The sequence below is a fragment of the Streptomyces sp. NPDC051218 genome, assembly GCF_044455475.1.
In the GTDB taxonomy this organism is placed as follows: domain Bacteria; phylum Actinomycetota; class Actinomycetes; order Streptomycetales; family Streptomycetaceae; genus Streptomyces.
In genome coordinates this window covers 423,942-441,774 of sequence record NZ_JBITEU010000010.1, presented here as the reverse complement: position 1 = coordinate 441,774, position 17,833 = coordinate 423,942, and the positions used below count along the sequence as shown (strand labels likewise).

14 protein-coding genes are annotated in these 17,833 nt (G+C 69.7%); 5 read left to right on the top strand and 9 right to left on the bottom strand.

The features are described from left to right. The first annotated feature begins 268 nt into the window (after window positions 1–268). The 3 genes from ACIBCK_RS30005 (at window position 269) to ACIBCK_RS29995 (ending at window position 4,194) form a co-directional block, all read left to right on the top strand. Window positions 269–1,591, top strand: a complete 1,323-nt coding sequence (locus tag ACIBCK_RS30005; protein ID WP_399395256.1) for a PhoH family protein — start codon at window positions 269–271, stop codon at window positions 1,589–1,591. Between the two features lie 388 nt (window positions 1,592–1,979). Then, window positions 1,980–2,720: a lytic transglycosylase domain-containing protein gene (locus ACIBCK_RS30000; RefSeq protein WP_399395254.1), complete on the top strand. Its 741-nt coding sequence runs from the start codon at window positions 1,980–1,982 to the stop codon at window positions 2,718–2,720. 124 nt (window positions 2,721–2,844) lie between these two features. Further along, window positions 2,845–4,194: an AI-2E family transporter gene (locus ACIBCK_RS29995; RefSeq protein WP_399395253.1), complete on the top strand. Its 1,350-nt coding sequence runs from the start codon at window positions 2,845–2,847 to the stop codon at window positions 4,192–4,194. 66 nt (window positions 4,195–4,260) lie between these two features. On the opposite strand, the gene ACIBCK_RS29990 is transcribed toward ACIBCK_RS29995, so the two are convergent. Together ACIBCK_RS29990 and ACIBCK_RS29985 are read right to left on the bottom strand one after the other, a co-directional pair. Then, window positions 4,261–4,794, bottom strand: coding sequence for an alkyl hydroperoxide reductase (locus ACIBCK_RS29990; protein ID WP_399395252.1), 534 nt, complete (start codon window positions 4,792–4,794; stop codon window positions 4,261–4,263). A 16-nt stretch (window positions 4,795–4,810) separates the two neighbouring features. Beyond that, the gene (locus ACIBCK_RS29985) at window positions 4,811–5,365 is read right to left on the bottom strand and encodes a peroxiredoxin (protein WP_399395250.1); all 555 of its coding nucleotides are present in this window, start codon (window positions 5,363–5,365) and stop codon (window positions 4,811–4,813) included. A 129-nt stretch (window positions 5,366–5,494) separates the two neighbouring features. Between ACIBCK_RS29985 and ACIBCK_RS29980 the strand changes: the two genes are divergently transcribed. Further along, window positions 5,495–6,433 (top strand): LysR substrate-binding domain-containing protein, encoded by a 939-nt coding sequence (locus ACIBCK_RS29980; protein ID WP_399395248.1) that lies wholly within the window; start codon window positions 5,495–5,497, stop codon window positions 6,431–6,433. Between the two features lie 48 nt (window positions 6,434–6,481). Here ACIBCK_RS29980 and ACIBCK_RS29975 read toward each other — a convergent pair whose 3' ends face one another. Genes ACIBCK_RS29975 through ACIBCK_RS29965 form a run of 3 tightly spaced genes read right to left on the bottom strand, consistent with a single transcriptional unit; the run spans window position 6,482 to window position 10,037 of the window. Then, window positions 6,482–8,830: an FtsX-like permease family protein gene (locus tag ACIBCK_RS29975; protein ID WP_399395246.1), complete on the bottom strand. Its 2,349-nt coding sequence runs from the start codon at window positions 8,828–8,830 to the stop codon at window positions 6,482–6,484. Next, window positions 8,827–9,513: an ABC transporter ATP-binding protein gene (locus tag ACIBCK_RS29970; protein ID WP_399395245.1), complete on the bottom strand. Its 687-nt coding sequence runs from the start codon at window positions 9,511–9,513 to the stop codon at window positions 8,827–8,829. Before ACIBCK_RS29970 ends, ACIBCK_RS29975 begins: the two co-directional genes overlap by 4 nt. Further along, window positions 9,510–10,037 carry a PadR family transcriptional regulator gene (locus tag ACIBCK_RS29965; protein ID WP_367044664.1) on the bottom strand — a complete coding sequence of 176 codons (528 nt, stop codon included), beginning with the start codon at window positions 10,035–10,037 and terminating at the stop codon, window positions 9,510–9,512. Before ACIBCK_RS29965 ends, ACIBCK_RS29970 begins: the two co-directional genes overlap by 4 nt. Before the next feature lie 274 nt (window positions 10,038–10,311). On the opposite strand from ACIBCK_RS29965, the gene ACIBCK_RS29960 reads away from it, so the two are divergent. Next, window positions 10,312–12,576, top strand: a complete 2,265-nt coding sequence (locus ACIBCK_RS29960; protein WP_399395242.1) for a transglycosylase domain-containing protein — start codon at window positions 10,312–10,314, stop codon at window positions 12,574–12,576. Window positions 12,577–12,646: 70 nt separating this feature from the next. Here ACIBCK_RS29960 and ACIBCK_RS29955 read toward each other — a convergent pair whose 3' ends face one another. From ACIBCK_RS29955 to ACIBCK_RS29940, 4 genes are all read right to left on the bottom strand, one after another. Continuing rightward, window positions 12,647–14,362, bottom strand: coding sequence for a SpoIIE family protein phosphatase (locus ACIBCK_RS29955; protein ID WP_399395240.1), 1,716 nt, complete (start codon window positions 14,360–14,362; stop codon window positions 12,647–12,649). A 415-nt stretch (window positions 14,363–14,777) separates the two neighbouring features. Then, the gene (locus tag ACIBCK_RS29950) at window positions 14,778–15,425 is read right to left on the bottom strand and encodes a class I SAM-dependent methyltransferase (RefSeq protein WP_399395344.1); all 648 of its coding nucleotides are present in this window, start codon (window positions 15,423–15,425) and stop codon (window positions 14,778–14,780) included. Window positions 15,426–15,597: 172 nt separating this feature from the next. Continuing rightward, complete coding sequence (locus tag ACIBCK_RS29945; RefSeq protein WP_399395238.1) at window positions 15,598–16,284, bottom strand: DUF402 domain-containing protein; 687 nt, start codon at window positions 16,282–16,284, stop codon at window positions 15,598–15,600. Window positions 16,285–16,348: 64 nt separating this feature from the next. Next, complete coding sequence (locus ACIBCK_RS29940; RefSeq protein ID WP_399395237.1) at window positions 16,349–17,761, bottom strand: class II fumarate hydratase; 1,413 nt, start codon at window positions 17,759–17,761, stop codon at window positions 16,349–16,351. Window positions 17,762–17,833 lie beyond the last annotated feature (72 nt).

Sequence of the window (17,833 nt, the reverse complement as noted above, 5' to 3'; positions counted from 1 at the left end):
ACGCGCCGTCATATGCCATGGCATGGCTGCGCTTGTTCGAGGGAATAAGCCTTCCAGGTCGACATCCGATTCACGGATGTCGTATCTCAGCGGGCGGCATGGGGCCGTCCGCCCGGGAGGCCCTTTGCACCAGGACGACCGTGCGGTGAGTACGGGCGAAGTGGAGGGCCGGAGCTCGGCCCGCGCACTGCGGCACGAGACCGGTCCGGACTTCTCCCGGCATCCTTCCCGTCGCTCCCCGACCTCATCCGAGGGGGTACGTCCTTCCGTGGTGACCAGCACAAAGCGCCGCATGCCCGACAGGCGCACCTATGTTCTCGACACCAGCGTTCTGCTCGCAGACCCGAACTCCATGTACCGCTTCGACGAGCACGAAGTCGTGCTGCCCGTCGTCGTGGTCACGGAGCTCGAGGCGAAGCGGCACCATCCCGAACTCGGCTACTTCGCCCGGCAGGCCCTGCGCCTCCTGGACGACTGCCGGGTCAGGCACGGTCGCCTGGACGCGCCGATCCCGATCGGCGATCTGGGCGGCACGCTGCGCGTCGAGCTCAACCACTCCGATCCCGGCGTGCTTCCGGCCGGCTACCGGTTGGGGGACAACGACTCACGGATTCTCGCCGTAGCGCGCAACCTCCAGGCAGAGGGATACGACGTCACCGTCGTGTCGAAGGATCTGCCTCTGCGGATCAAGGCGTCCTCGGTCGGTCTCCTCGCGGAGGAGTACCGCGCCGAACTCGCCATCACGGACTCCGGCTGGACCGGAATGTCCGAACTGACCCTCTCCGGCGAACAGGTGGACCTCCTCTTCGAGGAAGAGACCCTGTACGTCCCCGAGGCGGCCGATCTGCCCGTCCACACGGGCCTCACCATCCAGTCGGAGAAGGGCAAGGCCCTCGGCCGTGTCACGGCCGACGGCAACGTCCGTCTCGTACGGGGCGATCGTGAGGCCTTCGGCATCAAGGGGAGGAGTGCGGAGCAGCGCATCGCGCTGGATCTGCTGCTCGATCCGGACATCGGCATCCTGTCGATGGGCGGCCGGGCGGGCACCGGCAAGTCGGCTCTCGCGCTCTGCGCGGGACTTGAGGCGGTCCTGGAGCGCCGCCAGCACCAGAAGGTGATGGTCTTCCGGCCGCTGTACGCGGTGGGCGGGCAGGAGCTCGGCTACCTGCCCGGCACGGAGGCCGAGAAGATGGGCCCCTGGGCCCAGGCGGTCTTCGACACGCTCGGTTCGGTGGCGGGCAAGGCGGTCATCGAGGAGGTGACGGCGCGCGGCATGCTCGAAGTGCTCCCGCTCACCCATATCCGCGGGCGCTCGCTGCATGACGCGTTCGTGATCGTCGACGAGGCCCAATCCCTGGAGCGGAACGTTCTTTTGACCGTTCTGTCCAGGATCGGGGCGAACTCCCGTGTCGTCCTCACTCATGACGTCGCCCAGCGCGACAACCTCCGAGTGGGGCGGTACGACGGGGTAGTTGCCGTCGTCGAGAAGCTGAAGGGGCATCCGCTCTTCGCCCACGTCACGCTCACCCGCTCCGAGCGTTCGCAGATCGCGGCCCTCGTGACCGAAATGCTGGAGGACGGTTCGATCTGACCGAGTTCACCCTGGTTGCAGGGGAGTTGGCGCCGCCCGGCGAAGCGAAGGAGCTTAGCCGGGCGGCGTCTTGGCGTTCGCCCTTTTCCGAAAAACTGCTGGGGCAAACGAGGTGTGAGCTTTCACACGCAACGGGGAATTGCCTTGCGGCGTCCGGCTGGGGCAGAGTCTGGGTCCTGTCAGGCCCCGCATGCGACACACCTGTACCCCCAGCGGTACCGCAAACCGGAAACACCAGAACTTCATAGTGGCCGTCGCATGCCGCCCGAGCACCACGAGGCGCTCCCGTAACGGGGGTTGCCCATCGGGCCCGTGCCTCCCGTGACCGATACCAAGTGGAGGCCAGCGCAAGGGGCAAGATTGCGTCCGCGAGGTCACCTAGCGGGCGATGCTGGAAGGAAACCGTGTGAGCCGGATTTCGGTCCGGGGATTCGCCGTGGCATCCGCCACCGCGGTCACCACTGTTGGCGCTGTCGTCGGTGTCGCCTCGGGCAGCACCCCGGGCGCCTCGAATGACAACGACTTCGAGGCGACGGCAAGCGACGCGACTCTCCTCGCAGACATCCCCGCGGGTCAGCAGGCCCAGGTGCAGACCGCGTCCCTGACGCAGCAGGCCGACGCGCAGGCCATGGCCGCCGACACGGCCGCGAAGAAGTCCGCGGCCGAGGCGGCCCGCAAGCAGGCCGCCGAGTCGGCGATCGCGAAGCAGAAGGCCGCCGAGAAGGCGGAGGCTGCCGAGAAGGCGGCCGCCAAGAAGGAGCGCGAGGAGAAGACGGAGGTCAAGGCCAGCCGTTCTTCCGCGCGCGACGCCTCGGACTTCGCCCCGCAGTCCTCGTACTCCGTCTCGCAGGTCCAGGCGATGGCACGGCAGATGGTCCCCGGTGACCAGTTCCAGTGCTTCAGCAACATCGTCAACCACGAGTCCACCTGGAACTACAAGGCCAGCAACCCCTCTTCGGGTGCGTACGGCCTCGTCCAGGCGCTCCCCGGCTCCAAGATGTCCTCGGCCGGAGCCGACTGGCAGACGAACCCCGCCACGCAGATCAAGTGGGGCCTCGGCTACATGAACGACCGCTACGGAAGCCCGTGCGGAGCCTGGGATTTCTGGCAGGCGAACAACTGGTACTGAGCCGCTCCACGCTCAACCTTCAGAGGCCCCTCACCGTCCTTCGGTGGGGGGTCTCAGCCGTGTACGGTCAGTCCGACAACTCCAGGGGGGAGTGGCGCGGAAAGACGGGGGAAGAGGACGGATCATGTCGCGAGTACCAGGGTGGATCGGCCGGCTCGGAGACGGACTGTCTCAGTTGAGCGAGCGCAGGAGCGAGCGTTCCCGGTCGGACGACGACTTCGAGGACGACGCCGGGCGCTCGCGACGGTCGTCCGCCGGTGACCCCTCCGACGAGGCCCCCCAGGAGGCGGAGACGGTGGTGCCCGCGCCACCCGCGTACGCCCCGGACATAGCGGCACGGCCCGACCCCGTCGCCGCCGTGCCGTGGGGGATGCGGGTCGCGGCCGAGGCCGGCTGGCGCCTTCTCGTACTCGCGGGCACGCTCTGGGTGTTGATGAAGGTGATCAGCGCCGTGCAGCTGGTCGTCTTCGCCTTCGTGGCGGCGCTGCTCGTCACCGCGATGCTGCAGCCCACGGTGGCCCGGCTCAGACGGCTCGGTCTGCCCAGAGGGCTCGCGACCGTCCTCACGGCCGTACTCGGCTTCGTCGTCATAGGGCTCGTCGGCTGGTTCGTCGTCTGGCAGGTCATGGAGAACGCGGACACGCTCTCCAGCCAGCTCCAGGACGGCATCGACGACTTGCGCAACTGGCTCCTGAACAGCCCGTTCCATGTGACCGAGGATCAGATCAACGAGATCGCCAAGAGCCTGCGGGACGCGGTCGGCGCGAACACCGAGGAGCTGACGACGGCGGGGCTCGAAGGGGTCACCGTCATCGTGGAGACCATGACCGGCATCCTCCTCGCGATGTTCTCGACGCTGTTCCTGCTGTACGACGGCAAGCGCATCTGGCAGTGGGTCCTGAAGCTGGTCCCTGCGCCCGCGCGGCCCGGCATCGCGGGCGCGGGGCCGCGTGCCTGGCGCACGCTGACGGCCTATGTGCGCGGCACGGTGATAGTGGCCCTGATCGACGCGATCTTCATCGGGCTCGGGATCTACTTCCTCGGGGTGCCGATGGCGGTGCCGCTGGCCGTCTTCATCTTCCTCTTCGCGTTCATCCCGCTGGTGGGTGCGGTCATCTCGGGCGCGCTCGCCGTGGTGGTGGGCCTGGTCACCCAGGGGGTCTTCACCGGTGTGATGACCCTGGTGGTCGTCCTCGCCGTGCAGCAGATCGAGGGGCACATCCTCCAGCCGTTCATCCTCGGGCGTGCCGTACGGGTGCATCCGCTGGCCGTGGTGCTCTCGGTGGCCGCGGGCGGGCTCGTCGCCGGGATCGGCGGGGCGGTGGTGGCCGTGCCGCTGGTCGCCGTGACGAACACGGTGGTGGGCTATCTGCGGGCGTACTCACGCGAGGCCGCCTTGAAGCAGGCGCCGCAGCCGCGGGGGGCGACGGCGGTGGAGGTTGCTCCGGTGGAGCGGGAGCGCACCGCCGAGTAGACCGGGCACACGTAGGGCCCCTCCGACCAGTGGTCGGAGGGGCCCTTTCGCACGGGACAGCGCGTCCTACTCGGAGAGCACTGCCTCGGAGTCCAGCGTGACGCCGACCGCCTGGATCACGGCGGCGATCTTGAAGGCTTCCTGGATCGTCTCGCGATCCACGCCCGCCTTCCGCAGCACCTGCTCGTGCGAGTCGAGGCACTGGCCACAGCCGTTGATCGCGGAGACCGCGAGCGACCACAGCTCGAAGTCGACCTTCTCCACGCCCGGGTTACCGATGACGTTCATCCGCAGGCCGGCCCGCATCGTCCCGTACTCCGGGTCCGAGAGGAGGTGGCGCGTGCGGTAGAAGACGTTGTTCATCGCCATGACGGCCGCGGCCGACTTGGCGGCGGTGTACGCCTCGGGGGAGAGGTTCGCCTTCGCCTCGGGCTCCAGCTCGCGCAGCACCTTCGGGGAGCGGGAGGCGATCGCGCAGGCGAGCACCGTGCCCCACAGCTGCTGCTGCGGCAGGTCCGAGTTGCCGATGACCGAGCCGAGGTTCAGCTTCAGGTCCTTGGCGTAGTCCGGTACGGCGGACTTCAGTTCGTCGAGTGCCATGTCAGTACCTTTCCGTTCACTCGCCCGAGAGGAGCGCGACCGGGTCGAGGGTCTCGTCGCCCTGGGTCCAGTTGCAGGGGCAGAGCTCGTCGGTCTGGAGCGCGTCGAGGACCCGGAGGACCTCCTTGGGGTTACGGCCCACGGAACCGGCGGTCACCATCGTGAACTGGATCTCGTTGTTCTGGTCGACGATGAAGACGGCGCGCTGCGCGAAGCCGTCCTCGCCCTCGATGCCGAGGTCACGCATGAGCTCGTGCTTCGAGTCGGCCAGCATCGGGAAGGGCAGGTCGGTGAGGTCCGGGTGGTCCTTGCGCCAGGCGTGGTGCACGAACTCGGAGTCACCGGAGAAGCCGAGGACCTGGGCGTCGCGGTCGGCGAACTCGTCGTTCAGCTTGCCGAAGGCGGCGATCTCGGTCGGGCACACGAAGGTGAAGTCCTTGGGCCAGGCGAAGACGATCTTCCACTTGCCCTCGTAGGTCTTGTGGTCGATCTGCTTGAACTCAGCGCCCTTCTCCAGCGAGACGCAGGCGGTCAGATCGAACTGGGGGAACTTGTCACCGACAGTGAGCACGGACTCTCCTTGCAGCATAGGAACCCCGGTAAGGGGCTCCAGGGGGTTGGACTGCTGTCGATCGTGGCACAGAGTGCATTGATTCGGGAAATAGCTACACTCTGTCCCGTTGATCGGAGGTGGCTATCAGTGCAAGCCATAAATAGGGGCAAGCAACCCAGCCTGGCGCAGCTGCGCGCCTTCGCGGCCGTGGCCGAACATCTGCACTTCAGGGACGCGGCGGTAGCAATAGGGATGAGCCAGCCCGCGCTCTCCGGTGCCGTCTCCGCCCTGGAGGAGACACTCGGTGTCACCCTGCTCGAACGTACGACCCGCAAGGTGCTGCTCTCGTCGGCCGGCGAACGCCTCGCGGTGCGGGCCAGGGCCGTGCTCGACGAGGTCGGGGCGCTGATGGAGGAGGCCGACGCCGTGCGCGCGCCGTTCACCGGTGCGCTACGGCTGGGCGTGATCCCGACCGTGGCGCCCTATCTGCTGCCCACGCTCATCGGGCTCGTCCACGAGAAGTACCCGGATCTGGACCTTCAGGTGCACGAGGAGCAGACGTCCTCGCTGATCGAGGGCCTCGGTGCCGGACGGCTCGACCTGCTGCTCCTCGCCGTGCCGCTCGGCATGCCCGGCGTCAGCGAACTCCCCCTGTTCGACGAGGACTTCGTGCTCGTCACGCCCCTCGACCACTGGCTCGGCGGACGCGAGGGCATCCCGCGCGACGCCCTGCGCGAGCTGAACCTGCTGCTGCTCGACGAGGGGCACTGCCTGCGCGACCAGGCCCTGGACATCTGCCGGGAGGCGGGGCGCGCGGACGCCCCGGTGACCACGACCGCCGCCGGGCTCTCCACGCTCGTACAGCTGGTGGCGGGCGGGCTCGGCGTGACGCTGCTTCCGCGCACCGCCGTCCGCGTCGAGACCAGCCGCAGCAATCAGCTGCTCACCGGGTACTTCGCGGACCCGGCGCCGACCCGGCGCATCGCGCTCGCGATGCGTACGGGGGCCGCGCGTGCGGCGGAGTACGAGGAGCTTGCCGCCGCGCTGCGGGGGGCCGTGAAGCCGTTGCCGGTGCGGGTGTTGTGACCCCGCACCGGCAACGCATCGCCCTGTATCGCTTCCCTCTTACGGGAGTTACTCCGTGCGCAGGCCGTCCGGGCGCATCATGCGCCACAGCGGCGGCAGGCTGAGCAGCGTCACGACGGCGACGAGGGCGGCGCCCGCGGCCGTCAGCGGGGCGAAGAGCCACCAGTCGGTGACCGTCTTGTCGATCATGCGGACCATGACCCACCCCAGACCGAGGCCGCCCGCGACGGCGAGCACGAGGCCGATCGCCACCGGGATCGCGGTCTGCCACAGGATCGACCAGGCCATCGACGCGCGGCGCGTGCCGAACGCGGTGAGCGCGGCCAGCAGACGCTTGCGCTCCCGCAGTTGCTCGATCATCGAGACCAGCAGGGACGCCGCGATCAGCCCCATCGTCGCCATCGCGCCGATCTGCAGACCGGTCTGGATGGTGGCGTACTGCTTGTCGCGCTCGACCGCGCGCAGCGTCATCACGGAGAGGAACGGGTCGACGTGGGCCGCGGTGTTGCGGATGAACTCCTCGCCGTCCTCGACCTCCGGGTCGACCTGGATCATCGCGGTCGTCGAGGCGTTGGTCATCCTGGAGACGTCGATCGCGCCCGGCGTCGCGTAGATGCCATCGTGCAGGTCGCCGCCCGGGTCGGGGCGCGCCTGGACCGTGCGGGAGTCCGCGGGCAGCGTCCACGGGACGTGCTTGCCCGCTCGGTCCCAGCTGTCGGAGTTCAGGTCGATCGGCTTGCCCGGACGGGCCGACTCGTCGACCCACTTGTTCATCCTGGCGTTGCCCGTGTGCACGACGAAGGTGTCGCCGTCCTGACAGGTACCGATCCGGGCCAGCTCGCGCAGGTTGGCGCAGGTGCCGACCGTCAGCTCCGTGGTGGGCCGGATGTCCTCGGGGTTCTTCATCGTGCCGGGCTTCACGACGTACGAGGTGACCGTGCCGATGACGTTCTTGACGCCCTTGGTCGTGCGGAACCTGTCGATCATCCGCTGGGCGAGCTCGCCGTCGCCGACGTCGGCCCGGACCACCAGCTTGGCGCGGCCGGGGTCGGTGCCGGTCACCCGGTTGAAGTCGTCGTGCATCGCGACGAACAGCATCTGCAGGGCGACCGCGCCGGCCACCGCCACGGTGATGCCGCTCACCGCGCGCGCCGCCGTACCGCTGCTCAACTGAAGCCTGCGAGTGGCCAGTTGCCAGGGCACGGGGCCACCGCCGCGCAGCCGGGCCACGCTCGCCTCGACGAGCCAGGGCAGCAGCGCGGCCAGGCCCACCAGGGTGAGCGTCGCGCCGGCGCCGATGGCGAAGACCGGCGGCGCGTAGTCGCCCCCGACGCGGCCCGCGGCCAGCAGGATGCCGAGGCCGAGCAGCGGCATCACGATGCGCCACCACAGGCGGCGCTTGCGGGGCTTGGTGCTGCGCACGACCCCGAGCGGTTCGATGGAGACGGCCCGCAGCGAGATCAGCGTGACCACGACGGCCGTGAGCGGCACGGCGAGCAGGATCAGGGCGCCGAGGGCCGGCACCGGCACCACGTCGGAGGGGAAGGCGCTGATCCGCCACCCGTCGAGGGTGCCGACCAGCTCGCGTACTCCCATGAAGAACAGTCCGCCCGCGGCGAGCCCGAGCAGCGCGCCACACAGGGCCTCGCCCGCCGCGATCCGCCGCACGCTGTGCGCGTCCGCTCCGACCAGGCGCAGGGCGGCAAGACGCCGGTCGCGCCGGTCGCCGCCGAAGCGGACCGCCGTGCCGATGAAGATGACCACCGGGGTGAGCAGCACCACGCAGATCAGGACCACCAGGACGATCAGCATCGGGTCCATGGGTTCCGCGGGCTCTTCGTAGCCGTAACTGTCCACGCGGTGGCCGCCCTTGGCCGGGGTGAGGGCGTCGGAACCGGCGTAGTAGTAGAGCTCCTTGGGGTTGGTCAGGCCCGCGTCGCCGATGGTGCCGGTGACCTTGTAGTCGCCGTACCGCTCCTTGAGGAGGGCGCCGTCGGAGCTGTTCAGGAGATCGCGCAGGGCGGGCGACACGACCATCTCGCCGTCCGCCGGCATCTTGTCCAGGCCGGGCGGCAGCACCGGGTGGGAGCCCTCGGCGCGCAGCACGCGGCCGCTCACCGTCGAGTCACGGAAGTCGGTCGGGACGTCGCGCTGAAGGACCGTGGAGTCGGAGGGCTTGATCTTCTCGCCCGAGAACTCACCCTCGGCCGTGCGGGCCACCGAGCGGTCCTCGCGCTCCTTGAGCAGGTTGGGCACGGATGCCGCGCCGAGCAGCAGAGCCACACCGAGGCCGACGCCGACCGCCGTGAGCAGGGTGCGGGTCCAGCCCTCACGGCCGCCGCCGACGGCGAAACGTAGGCCCATCACCAGGTCACGGGCGAAGGCGCGGGGACTCATATCGCCCGCTCCATGTCGCGGGCCCTGCCGTCACGTACGACGATCTCGCGGTCGGAGTAGGCGGCGACCCGCGTCTCGTGCGTGACCAGGACCACGGCGGTGTTCGCCGAGCGCGCGGCGTCGGTGAGCAGCTCCATGACGCGCTCGCCGTTGAGGGAGTCCAGCGCGCCGGTCGGCTCGTCGGCGAAGATCACGCGCGGGCTCGTGGCGAGCGCGCGGGCCACGGCGACGCGCTGCCCCTGGCCGCCGGAGACCTCGCCCGGCCGCTTGGCGCGGACGTCGTCGACCTCCAGACGCTCCATCCACGTACGGGCGGTCGCCTCGGCCTCCTTGCGCTTCGCGCCGTTGAGCCGCAGCGGAAGCGCGACGTTCTCCACGCAGGTCAGCTCGGGGACCAGCTGGCCGAACTGGAAGACGAAGCCGAACTCGCTGCGGCGCAGGGCGCTCAGCGTGGCGTCCGGCAGATCTGTGAGCTCGCGGCCGTTGTAGGTGATGGAGCCCGCGTCGGGCTTCACGATCCCCGCGAGGCAGTGCAGGAGCGTGGACTTGCCCGAGCCGGACGGGCCCATCACGGCGACGACCTCGCCGGGGTGGATGGAGAACCCGGCGTCGTCGAGCGCGGTCGTCGGACCGTACGTCTTGCGCAGGCCGGATGCGGTCAGGAGGGAGCCGGCGGGCGTCATGCGGAGCGAACCTCCTGGGCGAGCTTGCCGAGGCGGGCCGCGGCCAGTTCCAGCCAGCGCAGATCGGCTTCGAGGTGGAACAGCGCGTGGTCGCAGATCAGCTGGTCGGCGAGGTCACCCTTGCGCTTGCGGTCGGTGAGGATGCGCATCAGACGCAGATGCTCGGCCCGCTGGGCGTCCAGCATCTCCGAGGCGTCGCGTTCGGTGAGGAGCGCGAGGACGACCTTCGTGTAGAGGGTCGACTGGAGGTAGGGCTCGGGCTTCTCCGGGGTCGCGAGCCACTGCTCGACATCGGTGATGCCGGCGTCGGTGATCGCGTACCGCTTGCGCTCGGGGCCGCCGCCCGCCTCTATGCCGTCGACCTCGACGAGGCCGTTCTTCAGGAGGCGGGACATGGTCGAGTAGACCTGCCCGTAGTGCAGTGGCTTGTCGTGACCGAACTTCTCGTCGAAGGTGCGCTTGAGGTCGTAGCCGTGGCGCGGGCCCGACTCAAGGAGGCCGAGGAGGGTGTGACCGATGGACATGCGGAGCACTCTACACCGTGTGTATACGTGCCATGTATACACACGGTTCGGAGTTGACCGGTGGCTCACAGGTTCGAGAAGCGGGCAACCTTCTGAGGCCTGTGTTCGTCGGTTCTTAAGGGCAGGTGCTCATTGTCACGTCCGGAAAAGACCGGATCGGCAGGAGTTTGTCCCAGGGTGCGGTGTTAGCTTCGTGAGCTGACTCGACGTACGCACTCTGCGTACGCACTCGACGTACGCATGAGGACTAGACGGAAGCGGAGCACACGGGACCATGGGCCGAGCGGAAGAGCGACAGGCGCGGCAGCGCGGCGCGCGCCGGGCATCGCGCGGGCGCCCCGCCGGTGGCGGCAAACCCAAGCGCACGGGCATACGCCGGTTCTTCACGCTGAAGAAGATCCTGGGCACGTTCTTCGGGCTCTGCCTGCTGGGCATGCTCTCCTTCGTCGTCCTCTACATGGTGGTCGACGTGCCGGAGGGCAACGCGGCGGCCAAGCTCCAGAGCAACGTCTACAAGTACAAGAACGGCGACGTCATCGCCAGGACCGGCGAGCTGAACCGCGAGGTCGTCGACCTGGACAAGGTGCCCAAGAAGGTCCAGCGCACGTTCGTGGCCGCCGAGAACAAGTCCTTCTACAAGGACAAGGGCGTCGACTTCAAGGGCACGGCCCGCGGCCTGATCAACACCGTCTCCGGCAAGGGCAAGCAGGGCGGCTCGACGATCACCCAGCAGTACGTCAAGAACTACTACTTGACGGCGGACCAGACGGTGACCCGCAAGCTCAAGGAACTGGTCATCTCACTGAAGGTGGACCAGAACAAGAGCAAGGACTACATCCTCGCCGGGTACATCAACACCAGCTACTACGGCCGCGGCGCCTACGGCATCCAGGCCGCCGCCCAGGCGTACTACGGCGTCGACGCCGAGGAATTGTCCGTCTCGCAGGGCGCCTACCTCGCCGCTCTCCTCCAGGCCCCGAGCCAGTACGACTGGACGTCCGCGACGCCCGCCAGCAGGAAGCTGGTCGAGGCGCGCTGGAACTACGTACTGGACAACATGGTCGAGGAGAACTGGCTGTCCGCGAGCGAGCGCGAGGGCATGACGTTCGACAAGCCGGAGCCGCCCAAGGCCGCACCCGGCCTCGAAGGCCAGAACGGCTACCTCGTGAAGGCGGCCAAGGACGAGGTCATGAAGGCCGGCCACCTCAGCGAGGAGCAGTTCGACGCGGGCGGCTACACGATCACGCTCAACATCGACAAGAAGAAGCAGCAGCAGCTCGAGAAGGCCGTCGACAAGAAGCTGAACGACCAGCTCGACCCGGACAAGCGCAAGGCCGACGCCCGGGTGCAGGCGGGCGCCGCGTCCGTCGACCCCAAGACCGGCAAGGTCCTTGCGATGTACGGCGGCCGGGACTACGTGAAGCACTACACGAACAACGCGACCCGGCGTGACTACCAGCCCGCCTCCACCTTCAAGCCGCTGATCCTGGCCGCCGCCCTGGAGAACGGCGCCAAGACGCAGTCGGGCCAGCCGATCACGGCCAACACGATCTACGACGGCACCAGCGAGCGCCCGGTCAAGGGCAGTGACGTCGCCTTCGCGCCGCCGAACGAGGACGACAAGAGCTATGGCCCCTCCACCGTCCAGAAGGCGATGAACAAGTCCATCAACTCCGTCTTCGCGCAGATGGGCGTGGACGTCGGCATGGACGAGGTCCTGGAGACCGCGGGCAAGCTCGGCATGGACGTCGAGGATCTGCCCGCCGTGCCCGCCCAGACCCTGGGCACCATGGGCGCCAGCCCGCTGGAGATGGCGGGGGTCTACGCCACGCTCGACAACCACGGCAAGAAGGTCACCCCCGCGGTCGTGGCCTCCGTGGAGCACAAGGACCGCACGATCGAGCTGCCGGACCCGATCGGCGAGCAGGCCGTCGAGCGCGGTACCGCGGACTCGCTCACCTCGGTCCTGACCGGCGTGGTCGACGACGGCACGGGCCGCGCGGTGCGCAGCCCGGTGCAGGACGTGGCGGGCAAGACCGGTACGTCCGACGACAACAAGTCGGCCTGGTTCACCGGCTACACGCCGAAGCTGGTCACGTCCGTCGGTCTGTTCGGCGAGGGCGCGGCCGGTACCGCAGAGGAGAGCAAGCAGGTCTCCATGAAGGGCGCGGGTGGTCTGCCGCGCGTCGACGGCGGCAGCTTCCCGGCGCAGATCTGGGCGGCGTACACCTTCGACGCGATGGGCTCGCCCAGCGAGTTCGACCTGGACACCTCCATGGGCGCGGCGATCGCACCGCCGCCGGAGCCGACGACACAGGCCCCGAAGGAACCGACGCAGGAGCCCACGAAGACCAAGGACCCGACGACGAAGCCGCCGACGGACGACCCGACGACGGACAAGCCGACGGAGACTCCGACGACCGAACCGCCGACGGACGACCCGACCACCGAGCCGCCGACGGGTGACCCGGAGGAGCCGGACCCGACGACCTCCATCGAGATCCCGGAGAACCCGAACGGGCGGCCCGGCAGGGACTGACGGACACATGGCACGGCGAAGGCCCCGGAAGCACACGCTTCCGGGGCCTTCGCCGTGAACTGCTCGGCGCTCAGCTGTGGTTCAGCTCGAACCACACCACCTTGCCGGTGCTCAGCCGCGTCGCGCCCCAGCGCCGGGCCAGCTTGTTGACGAGATAGAGCCCCCGGCCGCCCTCGTCCGTGGCCCGCGCCTGGCGAAGGCGCGGCAGTTGCGGCACGTCGTCGCCGACCTCGCAGCGCAGCACGTCCGTGCGCAGCAGGCGCAGGGTCACCGGCCGCGACGCGTACCGCACGGCGTTCGTCACGACCTCGCTGACCAGGAGCTCCACGGAGTCGGTCAGCTCCTGGAGGCCCCAGCGCTCCAGGGCGCTGCGGGCCAGGCGCCGGGCGCGCGAGGGCGTGGCATCCTCCGGCTCCAGGAACCAGTACGCGACGTCGCTCGGCGCGATGCCGTCGAAGCGGGCGGCGAGCAGCGCGATGTCGTCGTCACGGTCGCCGGGGCCGAGCATGTCGAGCACGTCGTCGCACAGGGCCTCCAGGGGCGGCGGATGGTCGGGGCCCGTCAACTGCGCGGTGGCGGCGAGCCGTTCGCGCAGCTGCTCTATCCCGGTCCACACGTCACGCAGGCGGGACTCGACGAGGCCGTCCGTGTAGAGCAGCAGGGTGGCGCCCGCGGGCGCGTCCAGCTCCACGGCCTCGAAGTCGACACCGCCGACGCCGATGGGGGCGCCCGGCGGGACCCGCAGGACTTCCGCCCGACCGCCCAAGTGCAGCAGGACGGGCGGCGGATGGCCGGCGTTGGCGATGGTGATGCGGTGCGCGACCGGGTCGTAGACCGCGTAGAGGCAGGTCGCCATGCGGTCCGAGCCGAGGCGCTGCGCCTGCTCGTCCAGGTGGTGCAGGACCTCTTGGGGCGGCAGGTCGAGCCCGGCCAGGGTCTGCGCGGTCGTCCGCAGCTGGCCCATGATCGCCGCCGATGTCATGGAGTGCCCCATGACATCGCCCACGACGAGCGCGACCCGGCTGCCGGGCAGCGGGATCGCGTCGTACCAGTCGCCGCCGACCCGGGCCGTCTCGGCGGCCGGGAGATAGCGGGACGCCAGGCGCACGCCGGTCGGGCGCGGCAGGGTCTCGGGCAGCATCGTGCGCTGCAGCTCGTCCGCGATGTACGCCTCGCGGCCGTAGAGCACGGCCTTGTCGATGCCGAGCGCGCTGTGCGTGGCCAGTTGGGCCGCGACGAGGAGGTCGTCGCCCTCGAACGCGGGGCGGTCGGGGCGGCGCAGGAACACCGCGGCGCCGATCACCCGGCGCCTGCCGCGCAGCGGGGCGAGGATCGTCCGCTGCCCGGAGGGGACCGTGCGTCCCTCGCCGAGCAGTTCGGGCAGGGCGGCGCGGGCCGCGGGGGCGTCGGCGAAGACCGGGCGCACCCCGCGCAGGACCTCGGCGAGGGCGCCGCCGGGGCGCACTTCGCACAGTTCGGCGGTGGTCACCAGGTCGGTCTGCACCTGGAGGGCGGGCAGGGGGCTGCCGCCCTCGGTGTCGGGGTCCTCCGCGCCTTCCTCGATCGAGCGCAGCCGGTCGGTGCGGCGCAGGCGCAGGATGAGCGCGCCGCTGGGCCGCTCCTCGCCGACCGGCAGCGGGTCGCGCAGGTAGACCAGTATCGCGTCGGAGAACGTCGGCACCGTGGCCCGGCACAGGCCCATCACGATCTCGTCCAGGTCGATGCCGCGGGCGATGCGCCGGGTCGCGGCGCCCACGAAGCGCAGCCGGTCGCCGTCGCGTCTCATCGCCGCGGGGCCGGAGCCCGGCGGCCGTGGCTGTCCCGTACGCCGCTCCTCACCGCCGGGGGCGCCCGCGGGGGCGCCATCGGGATCGTCGTGCCCGCCGCCCTGGCCCGCCCCCTGGTCGGGGCGCGGCCGGTGGGGGTCGGGTTGCTGCCCCGAGGGGCCGGGCGACTGCGCGTGCTCGTCGCTGGGGCTCGCGGTGGAGTCGCCCGTGCGGGCCTGGGACTGTGCGGGTAAAGCGGCCGCGCCCGGGGTGTCCCGCGCCTTCGGGGCACGCACCAGCGCCCCGCGGGGGTCCGCGGGGGCGGCGGGCCGGGCAGCTCGGGGCTGTCGGCCCTCGTCGGGGATGGAGTGCTCCGTCACGCGTTTCGAATCCGTCCGTCCGGGGCTGCGCCTTGATGTCCGGTGGCTACGTTGGTCAGCCGCGTCGGCAGTGCAGGAAAACCTGGTGTTCGGGTGGTACGTCGGTGGTCGCCGGGGCGTAGGAGTACGTGTCCTCGTCGACGATGTCGAAGCCCGCGTCACGTACGACCTGCCGCAGTTCGTCCCGCAGGTATCCGGATACCCGGATTGTGTGCCCCAGGAACGGAATTCCCGCGTCGTCCAGGTCCGCCTCGACCATGGAGAGCGCGAGCAGACCCCCGGGGCGCAGCAGTCCGTGCAGCAGCCGCAGAGCGTACGGGATCTCGGCGCGCGGCAGCATGAGGAGCGCGAAGAATGCCGCGATCCCGTCGAACTTCCCTACGCCGCCCGGCCCTTCGGAGCGCAGTGCCGCCACGTCGAGCTGCCGGAATTCGACGTTCTGCGCGGGTACGTTCTTCAGGGCGAGGTCGAGCATGCCCGAGGAGAGGTCGATGCCGAGGACCGAGTGCCCGGCGTCGGTGAGCTGCCGGGCGGTAGGCAGTCCGGTGCCGCACCCCACGTCGAGCACCCTGGAGCCGGGCGGCAGTGCGTCGGCGAGCCTGCGCCCGGCGGCCAACTGGCCGTCCTTGTGCGGGAACGCGTCGTCGTAGTGCTGTCCGATGGCGTCGAAGGCCTCGGCCTGGCCCGTCCGGTCGGGCAGCATGCCGGATGGCCCGCCGTACCTGTCGAACCCGCTCGGCTCGCTCACGTTCTGCCGCCCTTCGATGACATCCTGTCAGGCAACGCGCAAGCTCAGGGAGTTGCTGCTGAGTTGCTGCTGTGCGCCCTTGCGGAGGACGATCCTACGTTTGAACCATGGGGGCGCATCAAGGGTCTCATGACGTCACATGTACGGGCGTGCGATCCCAGTCGTCCGGTAGGGGCGGAATCGCCCAGTCCGGATCGGGGCGCCAGTGCGGCCAGTTGTCCGAAAAGGGCCGCCCCCACGAGCGGATCACGTCGATGGCGGCGTCCCCGGCGGCCCGCACTTCCCGCGCCTTCCCCGCCCCCATGAGTCCGGCGTGCTGGGCCTGCACGAACTCGTCCTCGTCGTGCCAGAGCCATGACCGATCGGGCCGCACGGAGATGTCCAGAAAGTGATCCTCCGAGTCGATGCCGCCGGCCCAACGGGTGCGCGGCTCCTCAAGGTTCACGTACCAGTTCTTGAAGCGCCATCCCGGGTCCCAGAACAGCCACACCGACCACGGCTCCGTAGGTCGGGCCAACTTCAGTACGCCCGTGCCGGACCAGCGGCCCCTGCGCAGGGCGCGCGGCTTCGTGTAGCGGGTGGCGAGTGGTTCCTGGTGGACGGAGGTCCCGTCGGCCATGACGGGTTTCACGCATTCCGTGCCGGGGGCCATCCAGACGGCGAGCACGTCTTCGGTGTCCCGCACGACCGTGACGGGCCGGCAGATGTGAATGCCGTTCCCGGCGTTCTCCTTGTACCGCCACAGGACGTGGGAGCCGGGGGCCCAGCGTGCTGCTTCGCTGCTCGTCGTTGGCGGCGTGGTGAGGTCTGTCATGCGGAGATATTAGTCGGCGCCCGGACAAGCTCTTCGGAACGTGTCCGGGCGCACAGGAAAACAGCTATGGATGCGTCATCCGCAGCACGTCCAGAGCCTCGTCCAGCTGGGTCAGGGAGAGCTCGCCCCGCTCGACGTACCCGCCTTCGAGCACGACCTCCCGGATGGTCTTCCGCTCGGCCAGGGACTTCTTGGCGACCTTCGCCGCCTCCTCGTAACCGATGTACTTGTTCAGCGGCGTGACGACGGAGGGCGACGATTCGGCGTACTCCCGTGCCCGCTCGGCGTTCGCGGTGATGCCGTCCACCGTCCGGTCCGCGAGCAGCCGCGACACATTGGCGAGGAGCCGCACGGACTCCAGGACGTTCTTGCCGATGACCGGCAGCATCACGTTCAGCTCGAAGTTGCCGGCGGCCCCCGCGGCGGCGACCGTCGCGTCGTTGCCGGTGACCTGCGCGGCGACCATGAGGACCGCCTCCGGGATGACCGGGTTCACCTTTCCCGGCATGATCGAGGAACCGGGCTGGAGATCGGGAAGGTTGATCTCGGCGAGGCCGGTGCGCGGTCCCGAGGCCATCCAGCGCAGATCGTTGGCGATCTTCGTCAGGCCCACGCCGATCGTGCGCAGCTGCCCGCTGGTCTCGACGATCCCGTCGCGTGCGCCCTGCGCCTCGAAGTGGTCCCTGGCCTCGGTCAGCGGCAGGCCCGTGGCCCGCGCCACCTCGTCGATCACGGCCGCCGAAAAGCCGGGCGGGGTGTTGATGCCGGTGCCCACCGCCGTGCCGCCGAGGGGCAGTTCGGCGAGGCGGGGCAGCGAGGCCCGGAGCCGCTCGACGCCGTAGCGCACCTGGGCCGCGTACCCGCCGAACTCCTGGCCGAGGGTCACGGGCGTGGCGTCCATCAGATGCGTGCGGCCCGACTTCACCACGTCGGCGAACTCCGCGGACTTGCGCTCCAGGGCGGTCGCCAGATGTTCCAGCGCCGGGATCAGGTCCTGCGTCACGGCGCCGGTGGCAGCGACGTGGATCGAGGAGGGGAAGACGTCGTTCGACGACTGGGACGCGTTCACGTGGTCGTTCGGGTGGACGTCCCGGCCGAGGCGCTCCGTGGCCAGCGTCGCGAGGACTTCGTTCGTGTTCATGTTGGACGAAGTGCCGGAGCCGGTCTGGAAGACGTCCACGGGGAAGTGCTCGTCCCAGCGCCCTTCGGCCACCTCGCCCGCGGCGTCCGCGATCGCGTCGGCCACGTCCTTGTCGAGCACCCCGAGCTCCGCGTTGACCTTGGCCGCGGCCGCCTTGATCCGGGCGAGAGCGGCGATGTGCGCGCGCTCCAGGCGCTGCCCGGAGACGGGGAAGTTCTCCACCGCCCGCTGCGTCTGCGCACGCCACTTGGCGTGTTCGGGGACCCGCACCGCGCCCATGGAGTCGTGTTCGATCCGGTAGTCACCGCTGTCGCTTGCGCTGGCGTCGCTGGTCATGCCTCGAACCTACCTCTCCGTCAAACCTCGCTGAAAAGTTGAGCACTTGTCTTGTTCCAGGTATTCCCAAGG